The 26,085-nt window shown below is 21.1% G+C and carries 37 protein-coding genes; 31 read left to right on the top strand and 6 right to left on the bottom strand.

The annotated features are described in order from the left end of the window. Positions 1 to 8 precede the first annotated feature (8 nt). The 15 genes from AACL24_RS00115 to AACL24_RS00175 all read left to right on the top strand — a co-directional run bounded on the left by AACL24_RS00115 (position 9) and on the right by AACL24_RS00175 (position 12,065). Positions 9 to 224: a GNAT family N-acetyltransferase gene (locus AACL24_RS00115; RefSeq protein ID WP_252319083.1), complete on the top strand. Its 216-nt coding sequence runs from the start codon at positions 9 to 11 to the stop codon at positions 222 to 224. A 151-nt stretch (positions 225 to 375) separates the two neighbouring features. Continuing rightward, the gene (locus AACL24_RS15440; protein WP_422398071.1) at positions 376 to 537 is read left to right on the top strand and encodes a hypothetical protein; all 162 of its coding nucleotides are present in this window, start codon (positions 376 to 378) and stop codon (positions 535 to 537) included. Between the two features lie 240 nt (positions 538 to 777). After that, positions 778 to 2,397, top strand: coding sequence for a lysine--tRNA ligase (locus tag AACL24_RS00120; RefSeq protein ID WP_339047887.1), 1,620 nt, complete (start codon positions 778 to 780; stop codon positions 2,395 to 2,397). 223 nt (positions 2,398 to 2,620) lie between these two features. Next, on the top strand, positions 2,621 to 4,855 hold the full coding sequence (locus AACL24_RS00125; protein WP_339047889.1) for a hypothetical protein: 2,235 nt from the start codon (positions 2,621 to 2,623) through the stop codon (positions 4,853 to 4,855). A gap of 181 nt (positions 4,856 to 5,036) precedes the next feature. Beyond that, a complete protein-coding gene (locus AACL24_RS15445; RefSeq protein ID WP_422397941.1) occupies positions 5,037 to 5,135 on the top strand; it encodes an ankyrin repeat domain-containing protein in 99 nt (32 codons plus the stop codon). 70 nt (positions 5,136 to 5,205) lie between these two features. Further along, positions 5,206 to 5,376 (top strand): hypothetical protein, encoded by a 171-nt coding sequence (locus AACL24_RS00130; RefSeq protein ID WP_339047891.1) that lies wholly within the window; start codon positions 5,206 to 5,208, stop codon positions 5,374 to 5,376. A 219-nt stretch (positions 5,377 to 5,595) separates the two neighbouring features. Continuing rightward, complete coding sequence (locus AACL24_RS00135; protein WP_339047893.1) at positions 5,596 to 6,408, top strand: hypothetical protein; 813 nt, start codon at positions 5,596 to 5,598, stop codon at positions 6,406 to 6,408. Further along, positions 6,408 to 6,881: a 23S rRNA (pseudouridine(1915)-N(3))-methyltransferase RlmH gene (locus AACL24_RS00140; RefSeq protein ID WP_252320439.1), complete on the top strand. Its 474-nt coding sequence runs from the start codon at positions 6,408 to 6,410 to the stop codon at positions 6,879 to 6,881. The genes AACL24_RS00135 and AACL24_RS00140 overlap by 1 nt, the downstream gene beginning before the upstream one ends. A 12-nt stretch (positions 6,882 to 6,893) precedes the next feature. After that, on the top strand, positions 6,894 to 7,565 hold the full coding sequence (locus AACL24_RS00145; protein ID WP_339047896.1) for a uracil-DNA glycosylase: 672 nt from the start codon (positions 6,894 to 6,896) through the stop codon (positions 7,563 to 7,565). 110 nt (positions 7,566 to 7,675) lie between these two features. Beyond that, positions 7,676 to 8,623, top strand: a complete 948-nt coding sequence (locus tag AACL24_RS00150) for a hypothetical protein (RefSeq protein ID WP_339047898.1) — start codon at positions 7,676 to 7,678, stop codon at positions 8,621 to 8,623. An 18-nt stretch (positions 8,624 to 8,641) separates the two neighbouring features. After that, positions 8,642 to 9,766: a bifunctional folylpolyglutamate synthase/dihydrofolate synthase gene (locus AACL24_RS00155; protein ID WP_339047900.1), complete on the top strand. Its 1,125-nt coding sequence runs from the start codon at positions 8,642 to 8,644 to the stop codon at positions 9,764 to 9,766. Beyond that, complete coding sequence (locus AACL24_RS00160; RefSeq protein ID WP_339047902.1) at positions 9,767 to 10,477, top strand: hypothetical protein; 711 nt, start codon at positions 9,767 to 9,769, stop codon at positions 10,475 to 10,477. Between the two features lie 319 nt (positions 10,478 to 10,796). Next, complete coding sequence (locus AACL24_RS00165) at positions 10,797 to 11,219, top strand: transposase family protein (RefSeq protein WP_339045912.1); 423 nt, start codon at positions 10,797 to 10,799, stop codon at positions 11,217 to 11,219. Between the two features lie 23 nt (positions 11,220 to 11,242). Next, positions 11,243 to 11,650, top strand: a complete 408-nt coding sequence (locus AACL24_RS00170) for a transposase family protein (RefSeq protein ID WP_339045908.1) — start codon at positions 11,243 to 11,245, stop codon at positions 11,648 to 11,650. Between the two features lie 196 nt (positions 11,651 to 11,846). Beyond that, positions 11,847 to 12,065, top strand: a complete 219-nt coding sequence (locus AACL24_RS00175) for a hypothetical protein (protein WP_339047749.1) — start codon at positions 11,847 to 11,849, stop codon at positions 12,063 to 12,065. Here the strand turns inward: AACL24_RS00175 and AACL24_RS00180 are convergent. The 3 genes from AACL24_RS00180 to AACL24_RS00190 all read right to left on the bottom strand — a co-directional run bounded on the left by AACL24_RS00180 (position 12,062) and on the right by AACL24_RS00190 (position 14,211). Then, positions 12,062 to 12,259 carry a hypothetical protein gene (locus tag AACL24_RS00180; protein WP_339046636.1) on the bottom strand — a complete coding sequence of 66 codons (198 nt, stop codon included), beginning with the start codon at positions 12,257 to 12,259 and terminating at the stop codon, positions 12,062 to 12,064. The genes AACL24_RS00175 and AACL24_RS00180 overlap by 4 nt on opposite strands. 244 nt (positions 12,260 to 12,503) lie before the next feature. Beyond that, complete coding sequence (locus AACL24_RS00185) at positions 12,504 to 13,127, bottom strand: hypothetical protein (protein ID WP_339047904.1); 624 nt, start codon at positions 13,125 to 13,127, stop codon at positions 12,504 to 12,506. Positions 13,128 to 13,260: 133 nt separating this feature from the next. After that, complete coding sequence (locus tag AACL24_RS00190; RefSeq protein ID WP_339047906.1) at positions 13,261 to 14,211, bottom strand: hypothetical protein; 951 nt, start codon at positions 14,209 to 14,211, stop codon at positions 13,261 to 13,263. A 73-nt stretch (positions 14,212 to 14,284) separates the two neighbouring features. Between AACL24_RS00190 and AACL24_RS00195 the strand changes: the two genes are divergently transcribed. From AACL24_RS00195 to AACL24_RS00270, 16 genes are all read left to right on the top strand, one after another. Then, positions 14,285 to 14,767: a UPF0236 family transposase-like protein gene (locus AACL24_RS00195; RefSeq protein ID WP_339047752.1), complete on the top strand. Its 483-nt coding sequence runs from the start codon at positions 14,285 to 14,287 to the stop codon at positions 14,765 to 14,767. Between the two features lie 71 nt (positions 14,768 to 14,838). Further along, entirely contained in the window at positions 14,839 to 15,444 is a 606-nt protein-coding gene (locus AACL24_RS00200; protein ID WP_339047754.1) for a hypothetical protein, read from the top strand. Between the two features lie 262 nt (positions 15,445 to 15,706). Continuing rightward, a complete protein-coding gene (locus AACL24_RS00205; RefSeq protein ID WP_339047756.1) occupies positions 15,707 to 16,075 on the top strand; it encodes a hypothetical protein in 369 nt (122 codons plus the stop codon). A gap of 97 nt (positions 16,076 to 16,172) precedes the next feature. Then, positions 16,173 to 17,002, top strand: a protein-coding gene (locus AACL24_RS00210) for an IS5 family transposase (protein ID WP_339046819.1) whose coding sequence is annotated in 2 segments (ribosomal slippage) — positions 16,173 to 16,569 and positions 16,569 to 17,002 — 831 coding nt in all. Because the reading frame shifts where the segments join, the coding sequence is not laid out codon by codon here. 516 nt (positions 17,003 to 17,518) lie between these two features. Continuing rightward, positions 17,519 to 18,019, top strand: a complete 501-nt coding sequence (locus AACL24_RS00215) for a hypothetical protein (protein ID WP_339047021.1) — start codon at positions 17,519 to 17,521, stop codon at positions 18,017 to 18,019. A gap of 112 nt (positions 18,020 to 18,131) precedes the next feature. Next, positions 18,132 to 18,284 carry a hypothetical protein gene (locus AACL24_RS00220; RefSeq protein ID WP_339047023.1) on the top strand — a complete coding sequence of 51 codons (153 nt, stop codon included), beginning with the start codon at positions 18,132 to 18,134 and terminating at the stop codon, positions 18,282 to 18,284. After that, positions 18,271 to 18,456: a hypothetical protein gene (locus tag AACL24_RS00225; protein WP_339047025.1), complete on the top strand. Its 186-nt coding sequence runs from the start codon at positions 18,271 to 18,273 to the stop codon at positions 18,454 to 18,456. The genes AACL24_RS00220 and AACL24_RS00225 overlap by 14 nt, the downstream gene beginning before the upstream one ends. Before the next feature lie 5 nt (positions 18,457 to 18,461). Further along, a complete protein-coding gene (locus AACL24_RS00230; RefSeq protein ID WP_339047027.1) occupies positions 18,462 to 18,584 on the top strand; it encodes a hypothetical protein in 123 nt (40 codons plus the stop codon). A 2-nt stretch (positions 18,585 to 18,586) separates the two neighbouring features. After that, entirely contained in the window at positions 18,587 to 18,760 is a 174-nt protein-coding gene (locus tag AACL24_RS00235; protein ID WP_339047029.1) for a hypothetical protein, read from the top strand. Beyond that, positions 18,735 to 19,391: a PD-(D/E)XK nuclease family protein gene (locus AACL24_RS00240; RefSeq protein ID WP_339047031.1), complete on the top strand. Its 657-nt coding sequence runs from the start codon at positions 18,735 to 18,737 to the stop codon at positions 19,389 to 19,391. The genes AACL24_RS00235 and AACL24_RS00240 overlap by 26 nt, the downstream gene beginning before the upstream one ends. Position 19,392: 1 nt before the next feature. Next, positions 19,393 to 20,199: a recombinase RecT gene (locus tag AACL24_RS00245; RefSeq protein ID WP_339047908.1), complete on the top strand. Its 807-nt coding sequence runs from the start codon at positions 19,393 to 19,395 to the stop codon at positions 20,197 to 20,199. A gap of 228 nt (positions 20,200 to 20,427) precedes the next feature. Further along, positions 20,428 to 21,003: a hypothetical protein gene (locus tag AACL24_RS00250; RefSeq protein ID WP_339047035.1), complete on the top strand. Its 576-nt coding sequence runs from the start codon at positions 20,428 to 20,430 to the stop codon at positions 21,001 to 21,003. 117 nt (positions 21,004 to 21,120) lie between these two features. Beyond that, a complete protein-coding gene (locus tag AACL24_RS00255; RefSeq protein WP_339047037.1) occupies positions 21,121 to 21,264 on the top strand; it encodes a hypothetical protein in 144 nt (47 codons plus the stop codon). A 25-nt stretch (positions 21,265 to 21,289) separates the two neighbouring features. After that, a complete protein-coding gene (locus AACL24_RS00260; protein WP_339047039.1) occupies positions 21,290 to 21,484 on the top strand; it encodes a hypothetical protein in 195 nt (64 codons plus the stop codon). Positions 21,485 to 21,487: 3 nt separating this feature from the next. Continuing rightward, entirely contained in the window at positions 21,488 to 21,766 is a 279-nt protein-coding gene (locus tag AACL24_RS00265; RefSeq protein WP_339047041.1) for a hypothetical protein, read from the top strand. Positions 21,767 to 21,769: 3 nt separating this feature from the next. After that, on the top strand, positions 21,770 to 21,976 hold the full coding sequence (locus AACL24_RS00270) for a hypothetical protein (RefSeq protein WP_339047043.1): 207 nt from the start codon (positions 21,770 to 21,772) through the stop codon (positions 21,974 to 21,976). Positions 21,977 to 22,359: 383 nt separating this feature from the next. On the opposite strand, the gene AACL24_RS00275 is transcribed toward AACL24_RS00270, so the two are convergent. Genes AACL24_RS00275 through AACL24_RS00285 form a run of 3 tightly spaced genes read right to left on the bottom strand, consistent with a single transcriptional unit; the run spans position 22,360 to position 25,936 of the window. Further along, positions 22,360 to 22,587, bottom strand: coding sequence for a hypothetical protein (locus AACL24_RS00275; RefSeq protein ID WP_339047910.1), 228 nt, complete (start codon positions 22,585 to 22,587; stop codon positions 22,360 to 22,362). A 39-nt stretch (positions 22,588 to 22,626) separates the two neighbouring features. Continuing rightward, positions 22,627 to 25,587 carry a hypothetical protein gene (locus AACL24_RS00280; protein ID WP_339047047.1) on the bottom strand — a complete coding sequence of 987 codons (2,961 nt, stop codon included), beginning with the start codon at positions 25,585 to 25,587 and terminating at the stop codon, positions 22,627 to 22,629. Next, entirely contained in the window at positions 25,499 to 25,936 is a 438-nt protein-coding gene (locus AACL24_RS00285) for a hypothetical protein (protein ID WP_339047049.1), read from the bottom strand. Before AACL24_RS00285 ends, AACL24_RS00280 begins: the two co-directional genes overlap by 89 nt. Positions 25,937 to 26,085 lie beyond the last annotated feature (149 nt).

Raw genomic sequence — 26,085 nt, forward strand, 5'->3', positions numbered from 1 at the left:
GTAAAAATATGATATTTTTTGAAACCCCTAGATTAAAAATTAGACAGTGAAAAGATAGTGATTTAGATGAACTTGTTTTATTAAATTCTGATAAAGATGTCATGAAATATTTTTCTAGTACATTATCAAAAGATGATACAGAAAAATATTTTTTGAAAATTAAAAATAATTTAAATAATAATGGATTTGGTTTTTATGCTGTTGAATTTAAAAAAAGACAATAAATTTATTGGTTTTATTGGCTTTAGCGAAGTTGATTTTATTGTTGATTTTAGACCATGTATTGAAATTGGTTGGCGTTTTAAAAAAAGTGTTTAAGGTCAAGGAATAGCAACAGAAACAGCTAAAGAATGTTTAAAATATGCAAAAAACAATTTAAAATTAACTGAAATTTATAGTTTTACTAGTATATTAAATATTAAATCAGAAAATGTAATGAAACGAATAGGTATGAAAAAAATAAAAGAATTTTATCATCCAAAAATAAATAAAAGTGATATTTTAACAAAACATATTTTATACAAAATTAATATTTAGAAAGTAAAAAATGTTTAATAAATTATCTCTAATTTTTATAGATATCTATTAGTAGAAATATTTAAATTAAACTTTAATCCTTATTATAAATATAAGGGTTTTATTATAAAATTTAAAATTAATTGTTGACAGTAGAATTTGGTATTGAAAATTGATATCATTATGTATAAACCTAAACAATCTTATTTAATTTAATTTTTTTATTTTAAATACTTATTTTAAATACAAAGGATGAAAACAATGAAAGAAACTAAACTTGAAATTAATGGACGTATTTTGACAGAGCAAGAAGCATTAAGATATCAAAAAATACAAGATTTATATAAGCAAAATTATGATATTTATGGGCGTAATTGAGAAAGAAATTATAATTGTGAAACTTTAAAAAGCGAATTTAAAAATAAAAATAAAGAAGAGTTAGCAAAATTTGTTGTTAATTTACCTAATGATCAAATTAAAATGGCAGGTAGATTAATGACAAAAAGAGAAATGGGAAAGGGTTCAATCTTTGCTCATTTGCAAGATCAAACAGGTAAATTTCAAATTTATTTAAAACCAGAATATGTTAATCAAAAAAAATTTGAATGATTTGCAGAATATGCAGATTTAGGCGATTTTTTTGGTATTAAAGGTAAGGTTATGAAAACCAATAAAGGAGAACTAACAGTTCAAGTCTATGATATTGTAATGTTATCAAAAGCACTTAGACCTTTACCAGATAAATTTCATGGTTTAACAGATATTGAAGAACGTTATCGACGAAGATATGTAGATTTAATTATGAATCAAGAAACTAAAAAAACATTTTTACAACGTACACAAATTATTAATGAATTAAGAAGTTTTTTAAATAATAAAGGTTATTTAGAAGTTGAAACACCTATTTTACAAGAAGTATATGGTGGTGCTGCCGCTAAACCTTTTATTACTCATCATAATACATTAAAAACTGATTTATATTTACGAATTGCTACTGAATTACATTTAAAAAGATTAATAGTTGGTGGTTTTGAAAAAGTTTATGAAATTGGTAGATTATTTCGTAATGAAGGTATGAGTAAAAAACATAATCCAGAATTTACAACTATTGAAATTTATGTTGCCTATCAAGATATGAAATATATGATGGATTTAACAGAGTCTTGTATAAAACATTTAATTAATACAGTGCATAATAAATTAACATTAGAATATGATGAAAATATATTAAATTTTGAAAAATCATGAAAAAAAATTAGTATGATTGATTCAATTAAAAAAGCTATGATCAAAGATGAAGAGTTTACTAAAATTTTCCAAGAAATTAGTGATATGATTTTAAAATATCATAATATTGAAGATGATAATATTAGAAATATTGAAAAAAATAAAACATTTAAACTTATATTAAAACTTGCAAAAAATTATAAACTTCATATTCCAGATCATTATAATAGTACTGGTCATATTATTAATTTATTTTTTGAATCTTTTGTTGAAGAAACTTTAATTCAACCTACTTTTATTTTTGATTATCCAATTGAAATTTCACCACTTGCTAAATTAAATAAAAATAGTAAAGAGTTTACTGATCGTTTTGAATTATTTATTGCTGGTAGAGAATATGCAAATGCTTATTCGGAATTAAATGATTCTTTGCAACAATATAATCGTTTTGAAGAGCAAGTAAAAGAAAAAAATAGTGGTAATGATGAAGCAGCAACTATGGATTTAGACTTTGTTGAAGCATTGGAATATGGTATGCCACCAACAGGTGGATTGGGCATTGGTATTGATCGTTTGGTTATGTTAATAACTGGTCAAAATAGTATTAAAGATGTATTATTATTTCCACATATGAAACCCAGAACTGAAAAATAATTTTTGTGATAAATTTTTATTATATAAACATATAATAGTAATTTATCTTTTTTTTAAAAAAAGATAAATTAATTAGTTATAATCAAGATAGTTCTTTAGAATAAGGAGCGTTTTATTGTTATTAACACAAAAGATTGAAAAATATAAGTTTTCAAACCCATTGTTTTATTTAAAAACAATTGGTTTTTTTATTTTATAAATAAAATTTAGGAGAATAAGATTTATGCCTTGATTTAATCAATTAATAAAAAAATTTAGAAATTATCCTTTAACTGATGAAAATTTAGACGAAGTTGTTGAAACTTTTAAGAATTTTTTTAAAGAATACAATGAAAAAGATAATTTTTTTTCTAATTCAGAAGATACTGATTTTGAAAACCCAAGTATATCAGCACCATTAACTCAATTAAAAGAAAATAAAAAAACTGATTTAGATAAATTAATTAAAGAATTAAGAAATGATTTAAAATATAATTTCTTTTCTTATTTTTGAGAAAAAAAACAAAATTTAAAATTAATTAGACAATTAGATTATTTTTTAATAGAACTTGATAGTAAAATTAAAGAACAAAATGAAAAATTATTATCCTTGGAGAAAAATAAAACATTAATTGAACAAAATAAAATTAATAAAGTTAGCCAAAATAGTACTGAGTTTACTGAAATCACAGATTATTTTAATCTTTTTAATTTTTTAAGTGAAACAATAAGTAATGATATTATTTTTTTAAAAACAATAAATTTAAACATTTTTGAAAATAAAAAAGAGTTTTTAAAAAAAACACGAGAATTAAAAATAAAAATTGATAAAGAAATTCGTAGGCTATATCAAAAAAATGAGGAATTAGAAAATAAAAAAGAGAAAATTTTTGAAAACCTTTTTAAAGAAGAAGTTATGACTCAATTAATTTTATCTTTTTGAGCATTTAGAATGAAAAGTGGAGATGAATATAAATTAATTTTAAATGAAGATAAAGATTTAAAAAGTAAATTTGATAAAAATTTTGTATTTTTCTTTGAATTAATAGATGACATATTTAACCGATATATTAAAAAAATTATTAAAAATGAAGAAAGAATATACAATGATATATTTGAAAAATATAATGATCGAGAAAAAGAATTAATAAGTGAACAAGAAGAAATTATTAAAACTAAAGATAAAGTGAAAGAAAGTATAGAATTATTTAAAAATGAATTAGAAGAAAAAAAAGAACAAATTAGAATACATGAGAAAGAGATAGCAGAAAAAAGAAAACAAATTGAAAATTTAGAAAAACGAAAGAAAAATATAAAAATTAAAAAAATTACTTACTTGCAAGATTTAGAAGAAAATAAAAATAATATTGAAAATCTAATATTTATTCCAAATATTTCAGATGATAAAAAAGGAAAAAAACAATATTTAAAAGAAATAGATGTAGTGATTAAAAAAAAGAATAGTGATATTAAGAAAAAGAATGATTATATTGCGGAGTTACAAGATAATATTACAAGACATGATACTGAGTTAAGTATTAATGATAAAAAAATAAAAAAAATTGAAGATAAAATTAATAAAATTGAGGATTTTTTTAAGCAAAATAAACATACGATGATGTTTGAACTTAAAAAAATAAAAGAAAAATGAATTAAAAATATTAGTAAAGATCAAAAAATATTTATTAATTTCTTAAAAGAAGTTAATAAATTAGAAAATATGGAATTTATTAAGATTATTGAAAATTATTGAGAACAAAATGCTGATAGTATTAAAAAATTTAATGAAAATTTTAACGTTCAAAATAATTTAGAAAACATAAGAGAAGAAAATGAAAAAATAGAAAATGAATTTAAAGATGATTTCACAACTTTAGAAATTAATTTTAAATTAAAAGAAAAAGAAATAATAGAAAACGCAATTAGAGAAAAAAAAGAAAAAATTCAGGAGTCTTTAAGAACAATTAATCAATCAAAATTAGTAAGTATTGAAATCCAAACCGAAATAAATGAAGAAAATGAGAAACCTAGTTGACAAGATCAAAAAATTGAAGAACAAAATAAAACCATTGAAAAACTAGAATTTCAAATAAATTATTTAGAAAAAAAATTAATTTCAATAAAGGAATTACATGAAGATGAAGTAAAAGATTTATCTACAACATTGGAAAATATTAGAGATTTTTTTGCAATGGAAATTAAAAAAACTACTGAAAATTGTGATAATTTAAAAAATAGTTTAAATAAAAAAAATTCAAAAAAAGAAGAAGAAAAAATTAAAAATAAATTAAATGAAGAAGAAATAAAATTAACATCTTTAAATGAAGTATGAAAATTAATAAGTACTGAAATTCCAGAGTTACAGCAACCTTTATCAGAAGAATCAAAAAATGCAAGCAAACAAAAATGAGAGAATATGGGCTTAATAGAATCTCAATTACCTTTGGAAACAAAAGCAGAAATATTAAATACAATTTAAACTAATAAGATTAAATTTATTATTGTATCAAGTTTAATTTATAGAAAGAGAAAAAAAGTACATTAGAAAAAAAGAGTATTTATTAATAAGAAAAATGAAAAAATAATACAAGTGATTATGAATAATAACTTAGAAAAAGTTAAATTATTATTTAGGAATGCTGTTAGTATAAATTATGTAAATTAAAGATGGTTTCACTATTTTGATGTTAGCTATCAAAGATAATGATTTAGAGATAGTTAAGTATTTAATAGATAATAATGAAATCTTTATCAAGTAAATGAATATGGACATAATGCTTTAATGTTAGTCGTTTGAAATAATCATTTGGAAGTTTTTAATTTTTTTTAATGCAAAATACTAACGATATTTTAGATGAAGAAATTTTAGAACAAAATGAAGATAAATTATCAACATATGAAAGTATATTAAAAGAAAATAAAGACAAATTACCAACACATGAAGAAGCAATGAAATTTCAAGAAAAAATTAATAAATCTGATTTTTTAAAGATGAAATAGATTGGCAAAAGCAATTATCAACGATAAAAAAATATATAATTTTTAATTCCTTTTATGACAATAATAATTTTATTAAAATATTAAAATAAACATTAATATTTTAATTTTAAAAAATGTATTTTTACCTATATGAATTTCCTTTTGCTTTTTATAAAAAAATAAGTTACAATTCTTAGTGAATATTTAATTATTATTTAGTTTAAGGAGAATAACAATCAAATGCGTAAATTAATCACTTTATTTTCAACACTTAGTTTACTTTCTTCTTCTGTGAGTACTATTGTGGCTTGTGGTACTGGAGATGGTTCAAAAATTGAAACAAATTTTGAAAACGAGCCATCAAACAAAAAAGGTGATCCGTTAGTTGATTATGTTTATAATAAATACTATCAATATGATACTAAACTTTTATACAAACCACTCAATGCATTTATGCAACTAGCAGCAGACAAAATTAGAATTGATCGTAATGCATTAGAAGTTACAGATGCCGTTAGGGATTTTTATAATAGTGACCAATATAAATCAGGTAATTATGAGAGTATTAATTATAATGTTAATAATGATCCAGATAAAGTAATGAATGAACCATTTAGTTGTAAAGATGCAAATGGAAGTCTTTTAGTTTTTGGTTTAACTGATAATGATATATCTAAACAGCAATATTATGGTTATTGATATGTTACATATGAAACAGCAACAGAAGCAGAAAACCCTTCAAAAGTTGCTAAAACTAGTATTGTTTCACCAAAAATTACTGACTTTAAAGATGATAAAAATAAAACCATTATTAAAAAAGGTTGAATTCATTTATTCTTTATAATGAAAGATTCAAAAATGAACAAGACTTTTAAAATTGATTTTAATATTCAAATTGATGTAATTTTTAGTTTATGAGTTGATAAAAATAAAAAAGAAATAGTTATTATTAATCCAAATACTATTGATAAAGCTTTGGGTGATGTTGATTTTCGTAACCCAGATAAAGTGGTTCATGAAAGAATAAATAACATGGCTTTTTCAGAATTATAATGATAAATATTAAAATTGTTTGTATTGGCCAGTTGTCACAAACATATTGAAAATCAGCCGCCAAAGATTATTTAGAACGAATTAAAAAGCGAACTAATATTGAAACAAAAAATATTATCGAATCTAAATTAAATTCAATTCCTAATAATATTAAAATTGAAACTAATAAAATCACCGAATACATATCAAAGAATAATGATTATCAATGATTTTTATTAGATTTATCAGGACAATTAATAAGTAGTGAACAATTATCACAGATGATTAATAAAAATCAAATTTATCAACAAGGTAAAATTGGTTTTATTATTGGCGGTAGTAATGGTGTAGCACAAATATTAAAAGACAATATTAATTTAATTAAAATTTCCTTTGGTAAAATAACATTACCTCATCAATTATGTTATGTTGTTTTATTAGAACAAATATATCGTTCATTACAAATACTTAATAATCAAAGTTATCATAAGTAGTAGGTGAAAAAAATGTATAATAAAACTTTATTTGTTGATTCCTCATGATTAGAATTTTTTCAACAAGAATATAAAGAAGCATATTTTACTAAATTATTAGAAGATATTAAAAAGGAATATCAAACTTATCTTTGTTATCCTCAATGAGAAGAAATATTTCAAGCTTTTAAAATAACTCCTTTATCAAAGGTTAAAGTAATAATATTAGGTCAAGATCCTTATCATCAGCCAAATCAATCTCATGGCTTAGCATTTAGTGTTCAAACAAATACTCCATTACCACCAAGTTTAAAAAACATTTTTCAAGAACTAAAAAATGATTTAAATATTGAAAAAGATAATGATGGTAATTTAACAACTTGAGCTAAACAGGGAGTTTTGCTTTTAAATACAACTTTAACTGTCAGACAAAGTCAACCTAATAGTCATTTACAATATCAATGAGTAACTTTTACTGATCATGTTTTATCATTTTTAAATTTAAACTGTACTAATCTTGTTTTTATTTTATGAGGTAAAAATGCAAGAAATAAAAAAATGCTAATTGATACAGAAAAACATTTTATTATTGAGAGTGCACATCCTTCACCTTTAAGTGCTTATAATGGTTTTTTTAATTCAAGACCATTTAGCAAAACTAATAATTGATTGATTTCAAAAAATAAAACTCCCATTAAGTGATAAAAATAAAAAAATACTAATTTTATTATATGTATTTAAGCAAACAATGTTATGATATATTTGTTAAAATTAATATAGTTTTAAAGAATATTTCGGGAATGGTGGTTATTTAAATGCCCAATAATTTAATATTTAATCACATATTTTCTCAACGATATGATTTAAATACCTTAAATTTATTTAGTAGATCTACAGCTATTTATTTAATTATTACTTTAAGTAGCATAATGTTAGCATATATTTTAATGATTAGTTTTTGAAAATGATTTCGTAAAGATAAATATAAAGGTGTTCGTTTTACTACTAAAAATATTGCTTATATAACAATGTTATCTTCAGTATCAGTTGTGGCAACTATTATTGTTTCTATTACGATACCGATTACAGTATTACCACCAATTAGAATTGCTTTTGAGGGTTTAATGATTAAAATAACCGGTTATATGTTTGGTCCAATTATAGGTATTATTTGTGCTGCAGTAACAGATATTTTAGTAATGTTATTTGTTCCTTCATATATTAGCGTTTATTATATGTTTTCTATTATTTTTACTGGTTTTTTGGCAGGAATTGCTGGAATATTTAAAGTAAAACTAAAAGATTATCCATGAGTTATTTTTGCTTTAATTAATTTTTTTATTATTTTCTTTGCTGGTGGCGGCATGTATATTGTTATTTCAGGTAAGCAATCATCATATTCTATGTCAGGAATTATTGTTAATAAATATGTTCTGGCTAGTATTATGGGTGGTGGTGGCATTATTGGCCTATTAAGTATTTATAGTGTTTTATTTTATTATTTATTGAAAAAAGAAATTTATAGAATTAAAGAAATTTTACCAATTATTTTATTAGCGGTAGTAGCTGAGTATGTAACAACAGTGCTTATAGCCTCCTATGCTGATATGACTTTATTTGATCCTAATGCCAAGGATTATGGAGTAACAGCAATTATGAGAATTATGCAAGCACCTCTTAAAATTATAATTAATTCAATTATAATTTATGTGACTTGAAGAACCGTTAATCCTTTAATTAATATTGATAATAATAATTATTAAATAAAGGATTTTAAAAATATGAATGAAGAATTTTTTAAAAAAATATCTAAATATTCAAATAAAGATTGTTTAAAAAAATTAAAAATTATTAGTCCAAAATATTTAAACAATAATATTAAGTATATTCATGTAACTGGAACAAATGGTAAAGGTTCAGTATCGCGTTTAATTTTTGCTATATTATCACAAACCTTAAAACAAAAAATTGGTTTGTTTACTTCTCCCCATATTGAGTTTGTTAATGAACGAATTATTGTTAATGATAGAATGATTAGTAATCAAGATTTAGTTCGTATTAGAGACTTGATTTTTGATGATATTGAATATTATCAATTAGGTTTTTTTGGTATTTTAACTTTAATTGCATTAATTTATTTTCAAGAACAAAATGTGCAATGAGCAATAATTGAAGTTGGGATTGGTGGAAAAATTGATCCTACAAATATCATTGATGCAACATATGCTATTATCACTTCAATTGGTAAAGATCATCAAGATAGACTTGGTAAAACTACATCTGAAATATTACATCAAAAATTGGGAATAGTAAAACCAATGACAAAAAATCTTTTTATTTCAGGTAATTTAAATAATAAATTAAAAAAGCAAATTGATATGGAAGGTTATAAACCTATATATTCTCCAAGATTAATCAACCAACCATACTATCAAGAAAATAAAAAATTAGTTTTAACAGTAATTTCAAAAACATTTTTAGAAATTAATATTAAACAAGCTTTAAAAATCATTAATGATACTAATATTAGATTACTATTTGAGAAATATCAAATTAATGATAAAACTATTTATTTTGATGCTGCTCATAATATTGATGGTATTAAAGCATTAATTAAAACGCTAAAAATTAATAAAATTATTCCTCAACAAATTATATTTTCTTGTTTAAAAAATAAATATCCACAAAAATTAATTAGTTGTTTAAAAAAAGTCTCAGATAATATTATTATTTGTAGTAATAGTAATTTAAATAGTATTACTGGTGAATTTTTTGATTATCAAAAAATGATTGAATGTAGCCCTCATAAAATAATTTTAATTACGGGTTCTTGTTATTTTTTGGCAGATGTTCTTAATTATTTAAGAACAAAGAAAATAATTATGATAAAAAAGGGTGGTAATTAAATGAATGTGTTGTTATTGAATATAATTAGTGGACTGTTAATTTTAATTACTTTTTTATTGATCACAGTTTTTGATTATAAAGATAATAAAAAAAAGATAAAGCAAATAAAATTTATTTGCTTAAGTGGAATAATGTTAGCATTAGCTGTTTCTTTAAATACAACAGGTGCTTTAATGTTAAAAAGTTTACCATTTTCTAAATATTTTGAAATTAAATTGAGTAATTTTATATTAGTTTTAATAGGTTTCTTTTGTGGTGGAATATTAGGGTTTCTTAGTGGTATTGCCAGTGATTTTTTAGGTTTATTATTTAGTCCTAGTGGTGGATCACCATGTTTATTTTTTACTTTTACTAGTATTTTATGATGTATATTACCTTACTATTTAGTATTAAATTTTAGTAAAATTTATTATAGTAAAAAGACAATTTATTGATATTTGCCAATTGCTTATGCTATTACTTCATTAATTATTACTGGTACTGATCCTATTGCATTAAAAATATTATTTCCTGGATTACCACCTTTATGATTAATGTATTTTCCATTAAGAGTTATAAAATATCCTATTGATTTAACGGTTAATGTTTTTTTAATTATTACTTGTTATTCTGCATTAAAGAAAACTTTAAATTTAGAAAATCAATTTAAAAAATATTATTTCGCTACAGATCCGCAATCTTTACAATATAATAGAGTACCTGAAGAATAAACCAAAAAATAATTATTTAATTAAAATTTCTGATATTTTTTGTAACATTTTTAAATTTATCTCTTTATTGAGAATATATTAAATTAATAGTAATTCTTTAATATTACTATTTTAATTTTAATAGCATGTTTATTTTTATTGATATAGAAATCATGTAAAATGATTGTATTAAAATAATTAAAGATTAGGTGGTAAAGATATATGAAGAAATTACTAAAGACATATTCCGTAATTAAATTTTTTAAAAGTCAATTAATAATTTTAAAATTTATTTTATAATTTTGTTATTAACAATAAATTTAGAAAAGTGTTGATAAAAATGATTTTTGAAAATTTAAAAAAATTAAAAAATGAAGAATTTTATAGATATTTTGGTATAAAACGTTTTCATTTTAATGAAATGTTAGAAAAATTAATTGAAATAGAAAAATTAGAAAAAAATAAAGGTCGAAAAAATAAACTTTCAGTAGAAGAAAGATTAATGATGACTTTATTATACTGAAAAGAATATTATACTTTTTTTCAAATGAGTATTAAATCTAAAATGAGCCCATCAAGTTGTTTTCGAAATATTACTTGAGTAGAAAATAAACTTAGTAACCACAAAGATTACCAATTTTTAAAAGAAAGATATAAATTAAAAATTGATAAAAAACAAGAAAATTCAAATGAATTTCAATTTTATTTAATTGATTCAACTGAGATTGAAATTGAAAGACCAACTAAAAAAAACTACAGTTAGAATATTTTTCTGGTAAAAGTTGAATGTATTCTATAAAATTTCAAATTGTATATGATTTTTTTAATAAAAAAATTGTTGATATTTTTGCTGATAATGGTAAAGTGCATGATTTTCAAATATTAAAAAATTCAAATCTTGAATTTTCAGAAAAAACAATAATTATTGGTGATTTAGGATATCAAGGTATACAAAATATTTATAAAAATACAATAATACCAATTAAAAGAACTAAAAATAAAAAATTAACTAAACAAGAAAGAAAATACAATAAGATTGTATCTAAAATTAGAATTAAAGTTGAACATGTCTTTGCTTGATTGAAAAGATTCAAAATTTTAGTAAATAAATGTAGAAAATCTAAATTTAGACTTATGTACTTAAGATTTAACTTACTTTGTGAAATTTTTAATAAAATAAAACCATTAAAATAAAAAAAATATTAAAAATATTTTTTTAAAATTTAAATTTTTATCGAGTTAATATAAAAATATTATTAACAATTTTTTGTTTAAAATGTAAACTCATTTTTTAAACTATTTTTTCAAAAAATATTTATTTCTATATTCAATAACACTAAATAGTTTTAAAACAATTTTATTGACAATTAATTAAATTTAATTACGGAATATGTCCAAAGAAATTTTAAACATTGATAATAATACCGAATTTGAATTAAAAATTGAAAATCCGATTAATAACTTAAATCGGATTGAAATTAGTGGAATATTTGCTGCTGGTAATTATGATTTAATTTTAATAACTGACAAACAAGAAATCAATTTAAAAAAGATTAATTTATTTGATAAATATAATGAAAATATTTCTTATATAAATATAGAAATTTAATTATCAAAATATCAATCAGGATAGTTACCATCTCATTTTATATCATCTTCATGTTTTGGTTTTTTAGAAAAATATAATTCAAAATATCATTCACTGGTATGTGTATTAACTCATATAGTTGTTGTTCCATACACCATTTCCCCATTTCGTTCTTGATAATATTTAACATTATTACCTATATTATGGGTAAGCACCCCCCATGATTAATCCTATTGTTCCAGTTGTAGCACCAGTTAGTGCTAATGCTAATGTTATTTTACTTAAATTTGTTTTTATTCATGTTTTCATATTAAATTACTCCTTTTTTCCTTTATTTTACTTTAAAATTGTACTATTTTTGATTATTTTTACAAGTATGCTTTTAAATGCAAAATAACGCCTAAATTAAAGGCGTTTATTTTGTGATACCTATTCTATTAATGATATTCAACTTGTTTATTATATTGCAAATGTGAAGATACTTTTTTTCACACTAGCATTATTTTTACCCCTAATTACATTTTTATATGGATACAGTGCATAAAACAGAGCATCATAAGGGTCTTGGTACATATTCTTATCAGGAATGTTAGTTTTTGTTTCATCATAACGTAATTCTTCTAAACATTGAGTAGTTTTTGGTAAATCATCTTTATTTGCATAAAAGTTTCCATAACTCATAATATTTCTCATTCAAACTACTCTATTAGTTAATCCTGCTTCTTGATTTAAATTTGAAGCATGTTTAATAGCAGTTTGTGTTATTAAAATAGTATTATGTTCATCAATTAATTTTTGATTTAATCAATCAATTGCTGTTCTAGCTTTATCATCATAAAAATAAATTGCTTGGTCAAAATTTTCAAAATTATCCATTAATCCTAAAATTTCATTAACATAAGCATTAATTTTTTCATTTTCATTAATAAAATCATTTGGAGTAACTATTAATTCACAAATAACATAAGGGTCATAATATCCACTATTATTATATTCTTTAAACCCAACTACCATAAATACAGTATGGTCTTTTGGTCCCGTAGCTCAATCAATACCAACACTATAAAAATCAAATTTATACATATCTTTTTCTTGATTATAAAATTGTTTTAAATCATATGATTGTCAATATTTTACTGTTTTTTGAAATGGAAAAATTGTTGCATCACTATCTAAAAATTCAAAACCATAATAAACAGTATTATATTCATCTTCATTACTTTTTTTTCATTTCTAATAATTTTCTTTGTTGGATATCCGGTAACTTATCTCAAAATGGTTTAATAGTAAATCTTAAAACAAATAAACCTAAACCACTAAACATGTCTTTATTTTCATAATAAACTTTGCCAATTTTTTTAAGATTTTTCATTACTTCATTATTTAATGGTAAAAATGGCGTACAGTATTTTAAATAAAATGGATGATATTTATCATAAGGATTGCATGTAAAAGTCATAAAAAAGTTTTTATAAAAATAACGAGTAATCTTTTTTCCAAAAGTAGGGCTATATATATTTTTATCAATAAAAGTTCAATTTCATTCTTTAATTGGTTCATTTGACACTTTAATTCTGTTACTTCTAAACATAGATATTTCTAATCGCTCATAGCGATATGTTAATTCTTTATCAGTAAGTGTTTCTTTTTCTTCTGCCATGATTATTTCATCTGTTCTTGAACCTAAAAAACTTGAACCACCTGCTTCTTTTCCAAAAATCTTATTACCAATAGCATAACCAATAAAGTCAATTTGTTGATTATTAGAAAAAATAATACAACCACCATCCTTAGTTATTTTTCATTTAATACCATGTGGATTATTAGGTAATAAATTAATATGATATGTATCTAATAAAACTTGACAAACATTCATTAAAGCACCAATTGTAGTTTCACTATGAGTATTTTCATATCTTCTTACTTCTTGGACACTACTATCACTAAAATTACAACATATAAATAAATCAAATGCTAAGCAGTTTCAAGTTTTTCTTGTTCCACGTGCTGTTGGTATAAAACGATAAAAACAATTATTAGTAAAATATTCTGCTCATTCATCACCAACAAATGCTTTAAAAATATCTCAATTAAAACCATAATTATTATCACTAAAATTAAGATTATATTTTTTATTCAGTTGTGCATAACTACTAATAAAAGCCATATTTTACTCCCTAATTTTTATAAACAATACAATTAAATTATTAACAAACAAAATTTAGAAAGGAACATTAAAAATGTTTATATTACCATTTCCTAATCTTTTTGATTGAGACAAACATGATTTTAATCAAGATGAATTAAGTTTAAAACAAACAGAAGAATTATTTGCAAAAATAGATGATTATTTATGAAGTATATGTGATAAATCTGAATATAAATCATATAGATTTAGAAAAAGAAGATTAAAAGCAAAAAAAGGTTTATTAAATTATAAACGACGTATTTGTACACATTATAACCCAAAAACACAAAAAAAGGAATTTGTTTCATTGTTAGATAATTATCTTGGTGTTAAAAAATATAGTAAACTTGCACCAAATGTTATTAAACAAATTTTAAAATATTTTGCTGATGGTAAAAAGTATCGTGATGTTTGTGATACTTTTATTGAAGATTTAATAAGTACTAGTACAGTTTGTAGAACATATAAAAATTTGAATTACCAAAAGCTAATATTCCAAAAATACCATTACAACCAAATCAAAATTTATACTTAAATATTGATGATGGACATAGAAAATTTAAGTTTAATGAAAGACACAATACTAAAAATTGTAAAAAATGTTCTATGAGATTATTAGTATTTTGTACTGGTAAAAAGAAAAATGGAAAATTAATTAATAAAAGAGCTGTATGTAAAATAAGAATATCAAAAACAGAAATTGGTGCAGAAAAAACAGCAAAATTAATTCAAACATATGGTAATTTATTTTTTGAAAATTTTGACCAAGCAAATTTAATAGTTTGTGGCGATAGTGCAAAATGAATTAGAAAAACTGCTACAATTTTAAATGCTAAATTTATTTTAGATAAATTTCATGCTTTTCATGTTTTATTTCTTGGAATAATGGCTGGAAGAAGAAAAAATAAAATAGCTAAATTACACTATGAAAATGCCATAAATTTATTTGCCAAAGGTCAATATTATGAATTAATTGATTTTTTACAATCACTAACTTTACAATATAAAAAATTAAAAGTTGGTTATTTTATTAATGCAAAAGATGGTGTATTAAACCAAGCATTAGTTGAAAATATTGGTTGCTTTACTGAAACTAATATTAAACAAATTTTAAAGCATATGATTGGTGATAGAACATATAACATTGATATTTATACAAAAATGGTTAATTTTAAATGCTATCAAATAAATACTGCCATCCAGTTATTATAAATTAAAATTAAAGATTTTAAAAAACCAAAAATAAAATAAAACTTATTAAAGTTTACTTTAATAAGAATTTTTGAGTTATAAAAATAAGTATTATTGTTGACTAATATTTTTCAAGTGTTAAGATTAACATACAATTGCATATTGAAGTCAAAATTATTCTCGTCTAACTTTATAATTTTAAGACAAATTTGAATATTATTGACAACATCGGTACGCTCACAAAACACAAATAAAAATATTATTAAAATCTCCTTTTATTTGATTGAATAAACAATTTCAAAAATATAAATATGAAGTAACGTTAAATCAATATCAATCTCAATTAGAAAAATTAGAAAAAGAAATCCAAAAATTAGAAACAAATAAAGGAGGGCGAAATTTTTCTAATAAATTTTGAGTTATTATTAGTTGTGGTCGTTTTAATAATAGTAGAAGCAATGAAATTAAACAACAAAAAAAGGCAAAATTATATGAAATTAAACAAAAGATTTCTGGATTAAGAAATCAAGCAACTATGCAATCTCAATCTTTAACATCTAGACATGCTGTATCTTGAAATGAAATGGATCCTAATCGCTTTTTCAATGAAATTGGATATAACGATGATAGGGGATTTACTTCTTCGTTTTAATATATTAAATAATTGTAATAATAGACTTCTTGCAAAACCTATCTATTAAAAATTTAATTTTTAAAATAAAATTAAAAATAAAAAAGATAGGTAATCTATGATGTTTGATAAATTAAAAACTATTAACAATCCAGAATTATTAAGATTAACTGGTATAAATGATATTATTTTTAATAAAATTCTAAAAATTTTAAAGACAGAAGAAGTAAAAAAGTTTAAAAATGGTGGTACACCTAATAAATTATCATTAGAAAATCGTTTATTAATGACTTTAGAATATTGAAGAGAGTATCGAACTTATTTTCATATTGCTAAAAGTTATGGAATTAGTGAAAGTAGTTGCTATAGGAATATCAAGTGAATAGAAAATACTTTAATAAAACATCCTGATTTTCAACAACTTGATGGGCAAAAATCACTGTTAAATAATAATTTTAAAGATAAAACAGTTATCATTGATGTGACTGAAAGTACTATTCAACGCCCAAAAAAAGTCAAAAACAATATTATTCAGGAAAAAAGAAAAAACATACAATAAAAACTCAAGTCATAATTGAAAAAGATAGTAAAAAAATTATAAGTTCTTATTTTTCTTATGGTAAAAATCATGATTTTAAAATTTTAAAAAATTCAAAAACGAAATTTTTATCAGAAACAACTATTTTAGTAGATTTAGGATATCAAGGTATACAAAACATACATAAAAATGTCTTATTACCTAAACGAAAATCAAAGAAAAACCCTTTAACTAAAGAAGAAAAGAAAAATAATAAGGCTATTTCAAAAATGAGAGTTGTTATTGAACATGTTTTTGCGATTCTTAAAAAATTTAAAATTATTAGTGAAAAATATCGAAATAGAAGAAAAAAATTTGCATTAAGATTTAATTTAATAGCTTCAATTTATAATTTACAATTATTAATTTAAATATATTTGATAATTTAATATTTTATTTTTTTATTTGAAATAATAATTTTTGTTGTATTTTAATGACAAAAAATAAAACATATTTTGAACAATAATTTTTAAAAAATATTAAAAGTGTTATTAAAATAAATTTTTAAACTTAAAAAATGTGATTAATATCATAGTTTTGCAAGAAGTCTATTAAATAGGCCGAATAAAAAATTGGTATATTTTATAAAAATGACATGAGAGATAAAACTCTCATTTTTAATTGTTAAACAATTATAATTAATTATTTTATTAAACCAGCACTTTATTAAAGTAATTAATTATTACATAACTAAATAAAAAATTATTTAGGCTATTGTGCTGGAATATTCCAATAGTAATTTTTAGTGTGGTCTTTTTAAGAAAAGAGAAAGAAAAAGTTTTTTCTCCCCCACACCCCCTCTTTTTCAAAAAGAAAGAGAAAAGAAATTTTTCTCTTTTTAAGACTTCTTTTAAATAAGACTTAAATTAAAGAAAGGATTATATTTTATGTTTAAAGAAAATATTAAAAAAGATTTATCAAAAGAAGAAATTACTAATTTACTTTTAGATTTTGATAAAGATAATATTTTTCAACAAAATTTAGAAGAAAAAGAAATACAAGAATTATTAGAAAAAACTAAAATTAATTTTACTTCTATTTTTTTATCAAAAATAGCAATTATTAATGAAACTAGTAAAGCAAGTTTTATTAAATTATTAAATGAAAATAATTCGAATGTTATTGGTGTATGAATTGATAAAAGATTTATTCATAGAAGTAAAGAAAAAAATGAAATAAGAATAAGTATTAAAAGAAGTTTTGATTTTACTATTTATGAATATGATTTAAAAAATAAAAATAATAAAAAATTAGAAAGTATTAAAGGTTATAAATTACTTTTAAAATTAAAAAATTTAAAAGCAAGTTTACCAATTGAAAATAATTTTTGAGAAAAATTACAAGAAAAAAATAATTTCATTAAAAAAGGTATTAATTATGTTACTTAATGTTGAAAAAATTGAATTAATTAAAAATTTATGTAATGAAAAATTACTTAAAAATAAAAAATATATAGAAATTGAAGAAATATTAAAAATTATAGAAAGAGAGTAAATAATTATGTTGAATTTAAAAGAAGAAAAAAGAATGTATTTAAAACATGAAATAAAAGTATATGGTTCATGTGATATTTGTCATAAAAATTCATCATTTGCAAATAGAACTTGTAATAAATGTTTTTATAAATTAATGAGTGATAATGATGAAATGTAATATACATAATGAAAAATATATATGATTTTCTGAATTAGAAAATACATATTATTGTAATAAATGTATTAATGACATGATTGAAGAAGATATGTATTTAACATCAAATAATTGAGATTACTTATATGAATATTATATTAATGAATTACAATTAGAAAATTTTAAAGGAGTGTAAATAATATGCAAAATAAAGGTTTTCAAGATATCAAAAATGATTATCAACAATTTTTTAAAGATATAGAAAATGGTAAATATGGTGAAAGAATTAAAGAATTATTTATGCAAGAAGAAAGTAGTGAATAAATATGGTAGCAGCTCCAAAAAAGAAACCAGAAGATTTAATTATTAAACAAATTCATATTAGATTAAATAAAAGTGAGTATTATGAATTAAAAAAGATGTGTTTAGAAGAAGATATTACAATTAATAGTTTTGTAAAGAATTTAATTAAAAATGCAATTAAACAATCAAAAAAATAATTTAATTTTTAAAAAAGAAACACATCAATATTTTATAAATAAAAAAGAATTAATATCAGTTAGTAAAATATTAGATTATTATTTAGGTAATTCATATTGTAAATGTAATAACTGTAAATATTGTTTTAATATTCATAATGCAAGAATTCGTGGTAATGCAGTTCATAAAGTAGCAGAATTATATTTTAAAAATATAAATATTAAAAATATTAGTAATCAAATTAAAAATTATATTAAAGATTTATTTTCACAAAATTATTTAAATTATTGTTATACATTATTAGATTATTTACCTACTAAATTTATTAATAATAATGAATATATTAGTGAAAAAATGTTTAATGCAGATATAGTTGCTGGAACACCAGATTTAATTTATAAAGAAAATAATTTAAATATAATAATTGATTTTAAAACTTATAAAGTTTTTACTAAAGAATTATTAGAAAAATCAAAATTACAAATAATAGCATATTATTGATTATTAAAAAATAATAATTATGAATTATCAAATATACATTTTATATGTTGAGTTAAAGAAAATAATATTGAATTAATTAAAGTAGAAATAACAAATGAATTATTAATTGAATGAGAAAAAGCAATTTGAACATGAAAGGAATTAAAATAAAATGGCAAATGAATTATTAGTTAAAAATATTAATAATGGTAATGTAGAAAAATTTATTAGACAAAAAGGTATTGTTAATAATTTAGAAATACAAAAATTTAAAAGTAATGTATTAGCAATTTCAAATCAATATGGTTTAGATAAATCATATCCAGATACTATTATTAATAGTTGTTATCAAGCGGTATTATTGAATTTACCATTAGAAAAGAATTTTGGTTATTGTTATATTGTACCTTATTGAGATAGTAATACTAAAGTAAATAATGCTCAATTTCAAATGGGATATAAAGGTTATATTCAATTAGCATTACGTAGTCAACAATATAAAGAAATTAATGTAAGTGATGTTAGATTAACAGAAATTAAAAAAGTAGATAGACTTAAGGGAATTGAATTTAATTGAATACAAGATGATTTAGAAAGATTAAAACAACCTATTATTGGTTATGTAGCATATTTTCAATTGGTAAATGGTTTTGAAAAAACTTTATATATGTCAAAAGAACAAATTGAAAAACATTTTTTAAAATATTCAAAAACTTATGCAAAAAATAAAGAATTTATTGTTAGTGATTTTGATAGTATGGCATTAAAAACTGTATTAACTCAATTATTAAGAAAATGGGGAATTATGAGTACTGAAATGCAAATAGCATATGAAAGTGACCAAGCAATTATTACTGAAAATGAAAAAATATATATTGATAATCCAAATACTAATAATGTAATTGAAAATAATACAAATTTTCAACAATTAGAAGAAAATATTAATAAATTAGATAATTTGGTATTTAAAAATGAATAAATGTAAGTATTGTAATAAAAGAATTTGATTAACTAATTATTGATGTATGAATTGTTTACAAATAATAGTTATGAATTTAAATAAAAATAAGGAGAAAAAATAATGAATAAAAGAAAACAATTTAAATATAATGAAAAATTAGTTGAACATGGAATTAAAGTAGCAAAAAAAGATAAACAATTAATGAAAATATTAAAAAGACTAAGTTTAAATTAAGGAGAAATAATTATGACTAATTATTTACTTTCAATTGACCCAAGTATTAAAAATACTGGATTTACTTTATGAGAAAAAAGATGTCATGTAATAGATTGTGAAAATAATAATTGTATTGAATTAAAACTATGAACACCAACATGAATTAAAAGTTATAGTTTTGAAAAATTTAAAAATATTAATCCAACATTTGATGAACAAATAATATTTGAATTATTTATGATTGGTGAAATTGGAGATTTTGATAATATGAATATAATTATTGAACGTGGTACTTTTCATTCAAAAAATGGTATTGGTTATGAAACACAAGAACATTTAAGAGGATTTATTGCTGGACAATTTAATAAATTATTAACAAAAAATATGTTAATAAGTCCAAGTGAATGAAAGAAATGATATTTACTTCAAGATTATACAATTATTAATATTACTAGAAAACAAAAATGAACAAAAGAAATTTCATTATTTTTAGTTAATGAATTAATTCAAGAAAATAATTGAAATATAACAATATCAAATCATGATGAAGCTGATAGTTTATTAATTGGTTGATATTATTTAAATAAGGAGAATAAAAATGACTAAACAAGATATTTTAGAAATAATAGATAAATTAAAAGAATTAAAAAATTTAGATGGTATGACTATAAATATAAAAATTGAAGATATTAATATTGAAAATAATTAAGGAGAATTTGATTAATGAAATGTCTATTATGTGAAAATCAAGCAGTAGGAAGTGCAAAAATTGAAAATTATTCTGGATTTAATTTATATTTTTGTAAAACACATTTTATAAAAATATTACAAAACAATGATATAAAAATTGATGATTTAGATTTATAAAAAAAGAAAATGGAGTATTTGATTAATGCAAAAACAAAAACAAGAAAAAGTATTATTAAAATGTATTGTTAAAGATTGTAATAGTAAAGTATTAGTTACTTTAAAAATTGGAAATATTGAAGATAGTGCTGTTCAATTTTTTAATATGTGTTTTTTTCATAAAAAACAATTTAAAAATAAAGTAAAAGAAATAAAAGAATATTATAAAAATAAGGAGTAAATAATGAATTTATGAGACTTTTTAAAATATAGTGATAAATATAATGTTTTTAAAATATATACAAAAAATAAAGAAATATATTTTTCATGAAATGGTGGCAGTAGTGAATTAGATGATGACCGTACTTTATTAGGTTATGAATTAGCTGATTGAAAAGTATTATCATATAAACAATATCCAAATGAAATTAGAGTATTTATTAAATTAGATAATCAAGAAATGTGTTCATATAATCATTTTCCAAAAACAAAAGAAGAAAGATTAAATTATAATAAGGAGTAAATAATGACTAAACGTGAATTTTTAATTAAATGAAAAGTAGATAAAGAAGTAGATATTAAATTACATTATGTTGGTAAAGCTAATTTAGTTTTAAAACATGAACATGAAGATATATATGATGAAGAGAAATTTGATTTTGTAAGAGATGATATTGATAATTATATTGAATTATTAAATGATTATAAAAATATTGAATGAGATAATAATTAAATTATGTATATTTAATATAGAAAATATGATATAATTAATTTATAAAAATAGGTTTCCGTACATTAAATCGTAAGTTAAGAATTCGGTGAGCGTAATTAACTCTAATGTAATAAATAATGAAATATTTTCCTAATTTTTAAAGAAGATAGCCGTAGAAATAAATTTTTAATTTTATTTTGTAGAGCGGTGATATATGATGAATTTCATGTCTTCTTTTTTTTTATTTATAAAAATATAAAAAAAGTTACCAATTAAGGTAACTTTTTAATTAGGTGCCAACCTAATTATTTAGAACTAATATAAATTTGAGAACTTTTTATTTCATATACTTACATAAGTAAGTTATTTAATTATACATTATTTAAGATTGTGAGGGAAATTTACTAAATAATTGTTGTAAAAACAATTACTTCTATAAAAGATAAGAGTGATAATATTAAAAATATAGTACCAATAATGGTTTTTTTTTCTTTAAAATTTATTTTTTTATTTTCATTTACAGAATGACAAAATAATAATACACCAGGTATTAAAGTAAACACTAAAAAAAGAGCTCCTAATATTGCTAATTTAATTCCTAAAATTGGAGTTATACTTACTAAAAATATCATAAAATTATTCCTTACTTTTTTATTTTAATTCTAACATAATTATCTTGGGTTAAAAACAATTTTTGATATATTTAATTTATAGTATTTATAATATCTTATGTATTGTATTAAACCTGAAACTGATTTTTCACTAAAAATTCCAAGTTCTAATTGCATAATATTAGGTAATAATTGTATTTTTCACTTAAATTCTTTATCAGATAAATCACAAAAACCTAATAGTGTATCTTTTTGATTTTCAATACTTTGTGTAGCAATATTATCTTCAATTTTAGTTTGCATGTAAGTATTTTGAATTTTATATAAATTATATTCATTTCTGTCAATTTCTATTCCTATTTTACCATTTCCATAATATCCAGCATATAATCCATGATATGTTATATTATTGTCTTCATAATATTTTAAATTTAGTGGTTTATTGTATATTGACAATTCTTTTAAATTTCTTGAAAAAATAAAATTTTGAATTTTAGATGGTTTAAAAATTTCCATTGTAGAACAACCATCTGACTGATGATTAATAAATTCATCTGTTTCATATTCATAATGTAAATATACATCTACACTTTTATAATATCTTTTTAAATCATTAAAAGTTTTGATTAATAATGTAGGGTCTAAATAATCTTTAAAATTAATATTAATTTCTAATGGTTTGATTTTAGGAACTACATTTTCTACTCATGAATTATAGTCTCATATTAATTTATCTTGTGTATGAGCAAATATAACTGTTTTTGGTATATTAACTTCTACAGTTGGATTTTCTGGAATAATTATAATTTGTTTTGCTATATTTTGAGGACTTGGTGGCAATATTTTTGCAGGATATGAAAATGTTGTTTCTTCACTTTCTTCATATTCATCATGATTTAATTTATATAAAGTTGTTCAATTAAAAGCATTACCAGTTAAATAACCCATATTATTATATCTAAACTGTGCAACTGATATTTCATTATAATCACCTTGATAAGTAAAAGGATTATCACTATAAAATGTATGTCTTTCTTCACCTTGATGTAATGATTGAGTTACAATTGTATCAATAATATAAGCATAATTTGAACCATCAATAACTCCATTACTTGTTGGATTTCATTGACATTCAGTATCTTCATTAGTTAATGGTGAAGCAATATCTAAAAACTCAGTATCTTCTGCTAAAATATAAACTTTATTATTTTTCTTTTGTGATAAATCAACTGTACTTATTTGTTCTTTTACACTTAATTTCTTACCAGTAGTAGGGTCTCATGGATAAACACTAACTCTATCACTTAATTTCATTGTCATAGCAGTTGTTGAAACATTTGCACCTAATAATTTACCAATAGTAAAATCATTATCATTTGTAAATGCATTTAAAGGAATTAAACCACCATTACCAATAATACTTTCTAAATTACTTGTAAAAAATGCACTCATAAAACCATTAAAATATAACATTTTTTTATATTGTTGAGCATTTTGAGTAATAACTCAACTACTTCATATACCTAATGTTAAAGCATTTAATAATTTACCAATTAAAGGAATATCACTTAATGCAAATGGTAATCATTGTTGACTATCATAAGGCATTTGTATTAATGGTGAAAATACTACACTATTAAAATTTAATATTGCTGACATATATTTTTGTGATATTTTTGAATAATCAACAGTTGGACTTCCTATAATTAATCCAGATTCTGGGTCTTTATATTTAAAATTACTACTCATATCAACATTATAATTACCAGTTAAATTATTTATATTTCATTCACTATCTCAAAAGAATTTTGCTTCTCCTACTGATGTACCATTACTTAATCTTGCTTTATCTTTATCAAAAGATAACATACCTTTAAAATCTTTTGTTACAAATAAATTATCTTGAAAATTTAATGAAGTTTTTAATCATTCTGTAAAATTTTTAAAATTAGTAAATCCAGTAGGTTTTGCGTCCATAATATTATAAAATGTTGTTTCTGGATGACTACTTGTAGTTATTTTATCATTTATTCCAGCAAGTAAACCACCATTATTTTTAATATCAGTTGTAGATTTTTCATTATTACCAGCAATAAATAATCTTCTTGAAGCAAATACTTTACTTTCAAATATTTCTTCATTATTTTGTTGTATTGGTTCTTGACCTTGAATTATTGGTCTTCCATAATAATAACAACTTGTTAATAATTCTAATCCATATGATTGTCTATGACTATATCTTACTCCTATATCACGCATTAAAGTACGATTTAAAGTTACTTTTCCTTGTTGAATAGTAGGGAAAGCATAACCACTACCTGGGCTTGCATATTGTACAAAATCAAGTGTATTTTGACCAGTAGAAACTACTCTATCATTTAAACTACTAAAAGTTAATACTTGCATACTAAATGCACCATTATAAGGACTATAATAATTTGTTACATTTGAAATATATAATAATTGTCTATCTTGATTTTTACCACTATTACCACCAATATTTTCATTTTCATCATTAAATACACAAAAAAATTGTAAATAATCATCAATTGTAATATGTTCTTCAAACATTACTAAAGTATATTGTCTTTTAGTTTGTACTGTTTTAAATATTTGATTATTTGGTAAATTACTAAAATCAACACCACTTGTATCATCAATTAAATAAGCATTTCAATAATCACCAATTTTATATTGTTTTGTATAAAATTCATCTTGACCACTAGGTTTATGAGTTATAGGGTCAATTTTACCTTTATTTTTTTGATATATTTTTGTACTATTTTTTCAAATACATACAACTGGAGTAGTACCAGTTAATATTAATTCATATTGACCAAAATCACTTATTTTACTATTAATTGGTTTATAACCAGTTTCAGTTAAAGGAATTGCTCCATTATTAATAACAAATGGAAATATTTTTCAATAACTACATCTCTTTATTAATTGTTGAGTTTGCTTTAATGCTAGATGTGCTTGTTTCATTAATTGAATTTTCATTGCGTTGCTTATTATCATTTGTATTATCTCCTAAATGTTTATTTAAAAATTTACTTTCTTCAATAATATGTTCCAATTTTTGTTTTGCCATTAATGTATCAATATTTTCATATAAACTAATTGCTTCAATTACTGATAATGTACCATTATTTAATCTACTATTAATTAATTCATCTTGTACTAATTGGTCAACCATAGCAATTGGTATAAATTCAAAACTATAAGGTCTTTCACCTTTACCATTTCAATATACTTTTCCATTTTCATCTTTAGAAGAAGTTACTAACATATCAAACATTCTATATAAATAAGTTGTATAATGTGTTATTTTAACTTCTGTTGTTTGCATATCAAATTTATTATTCATTAATGTTTTAGTTTTATTTTCATAATTAATACCATTAAATTCATCATAATCATAACCAGCACCATTAAATATTTGTTTTGCTGTACCATTATAATCAAGTCAATATTCACCAAATTTTGGATTACCTTGTACAATATCAACTCCACCAT

Origin of the sequence: Spiroplasma endosymbiont of Colias croceus, assembly GCF_964020095.1 — a bacterium.
Taxonomy (GTDB): Bacteria; Bacillota_I; Bacilli_A; order Mycoplasmatales; family VBWQ01; genus Spiroplasma_E.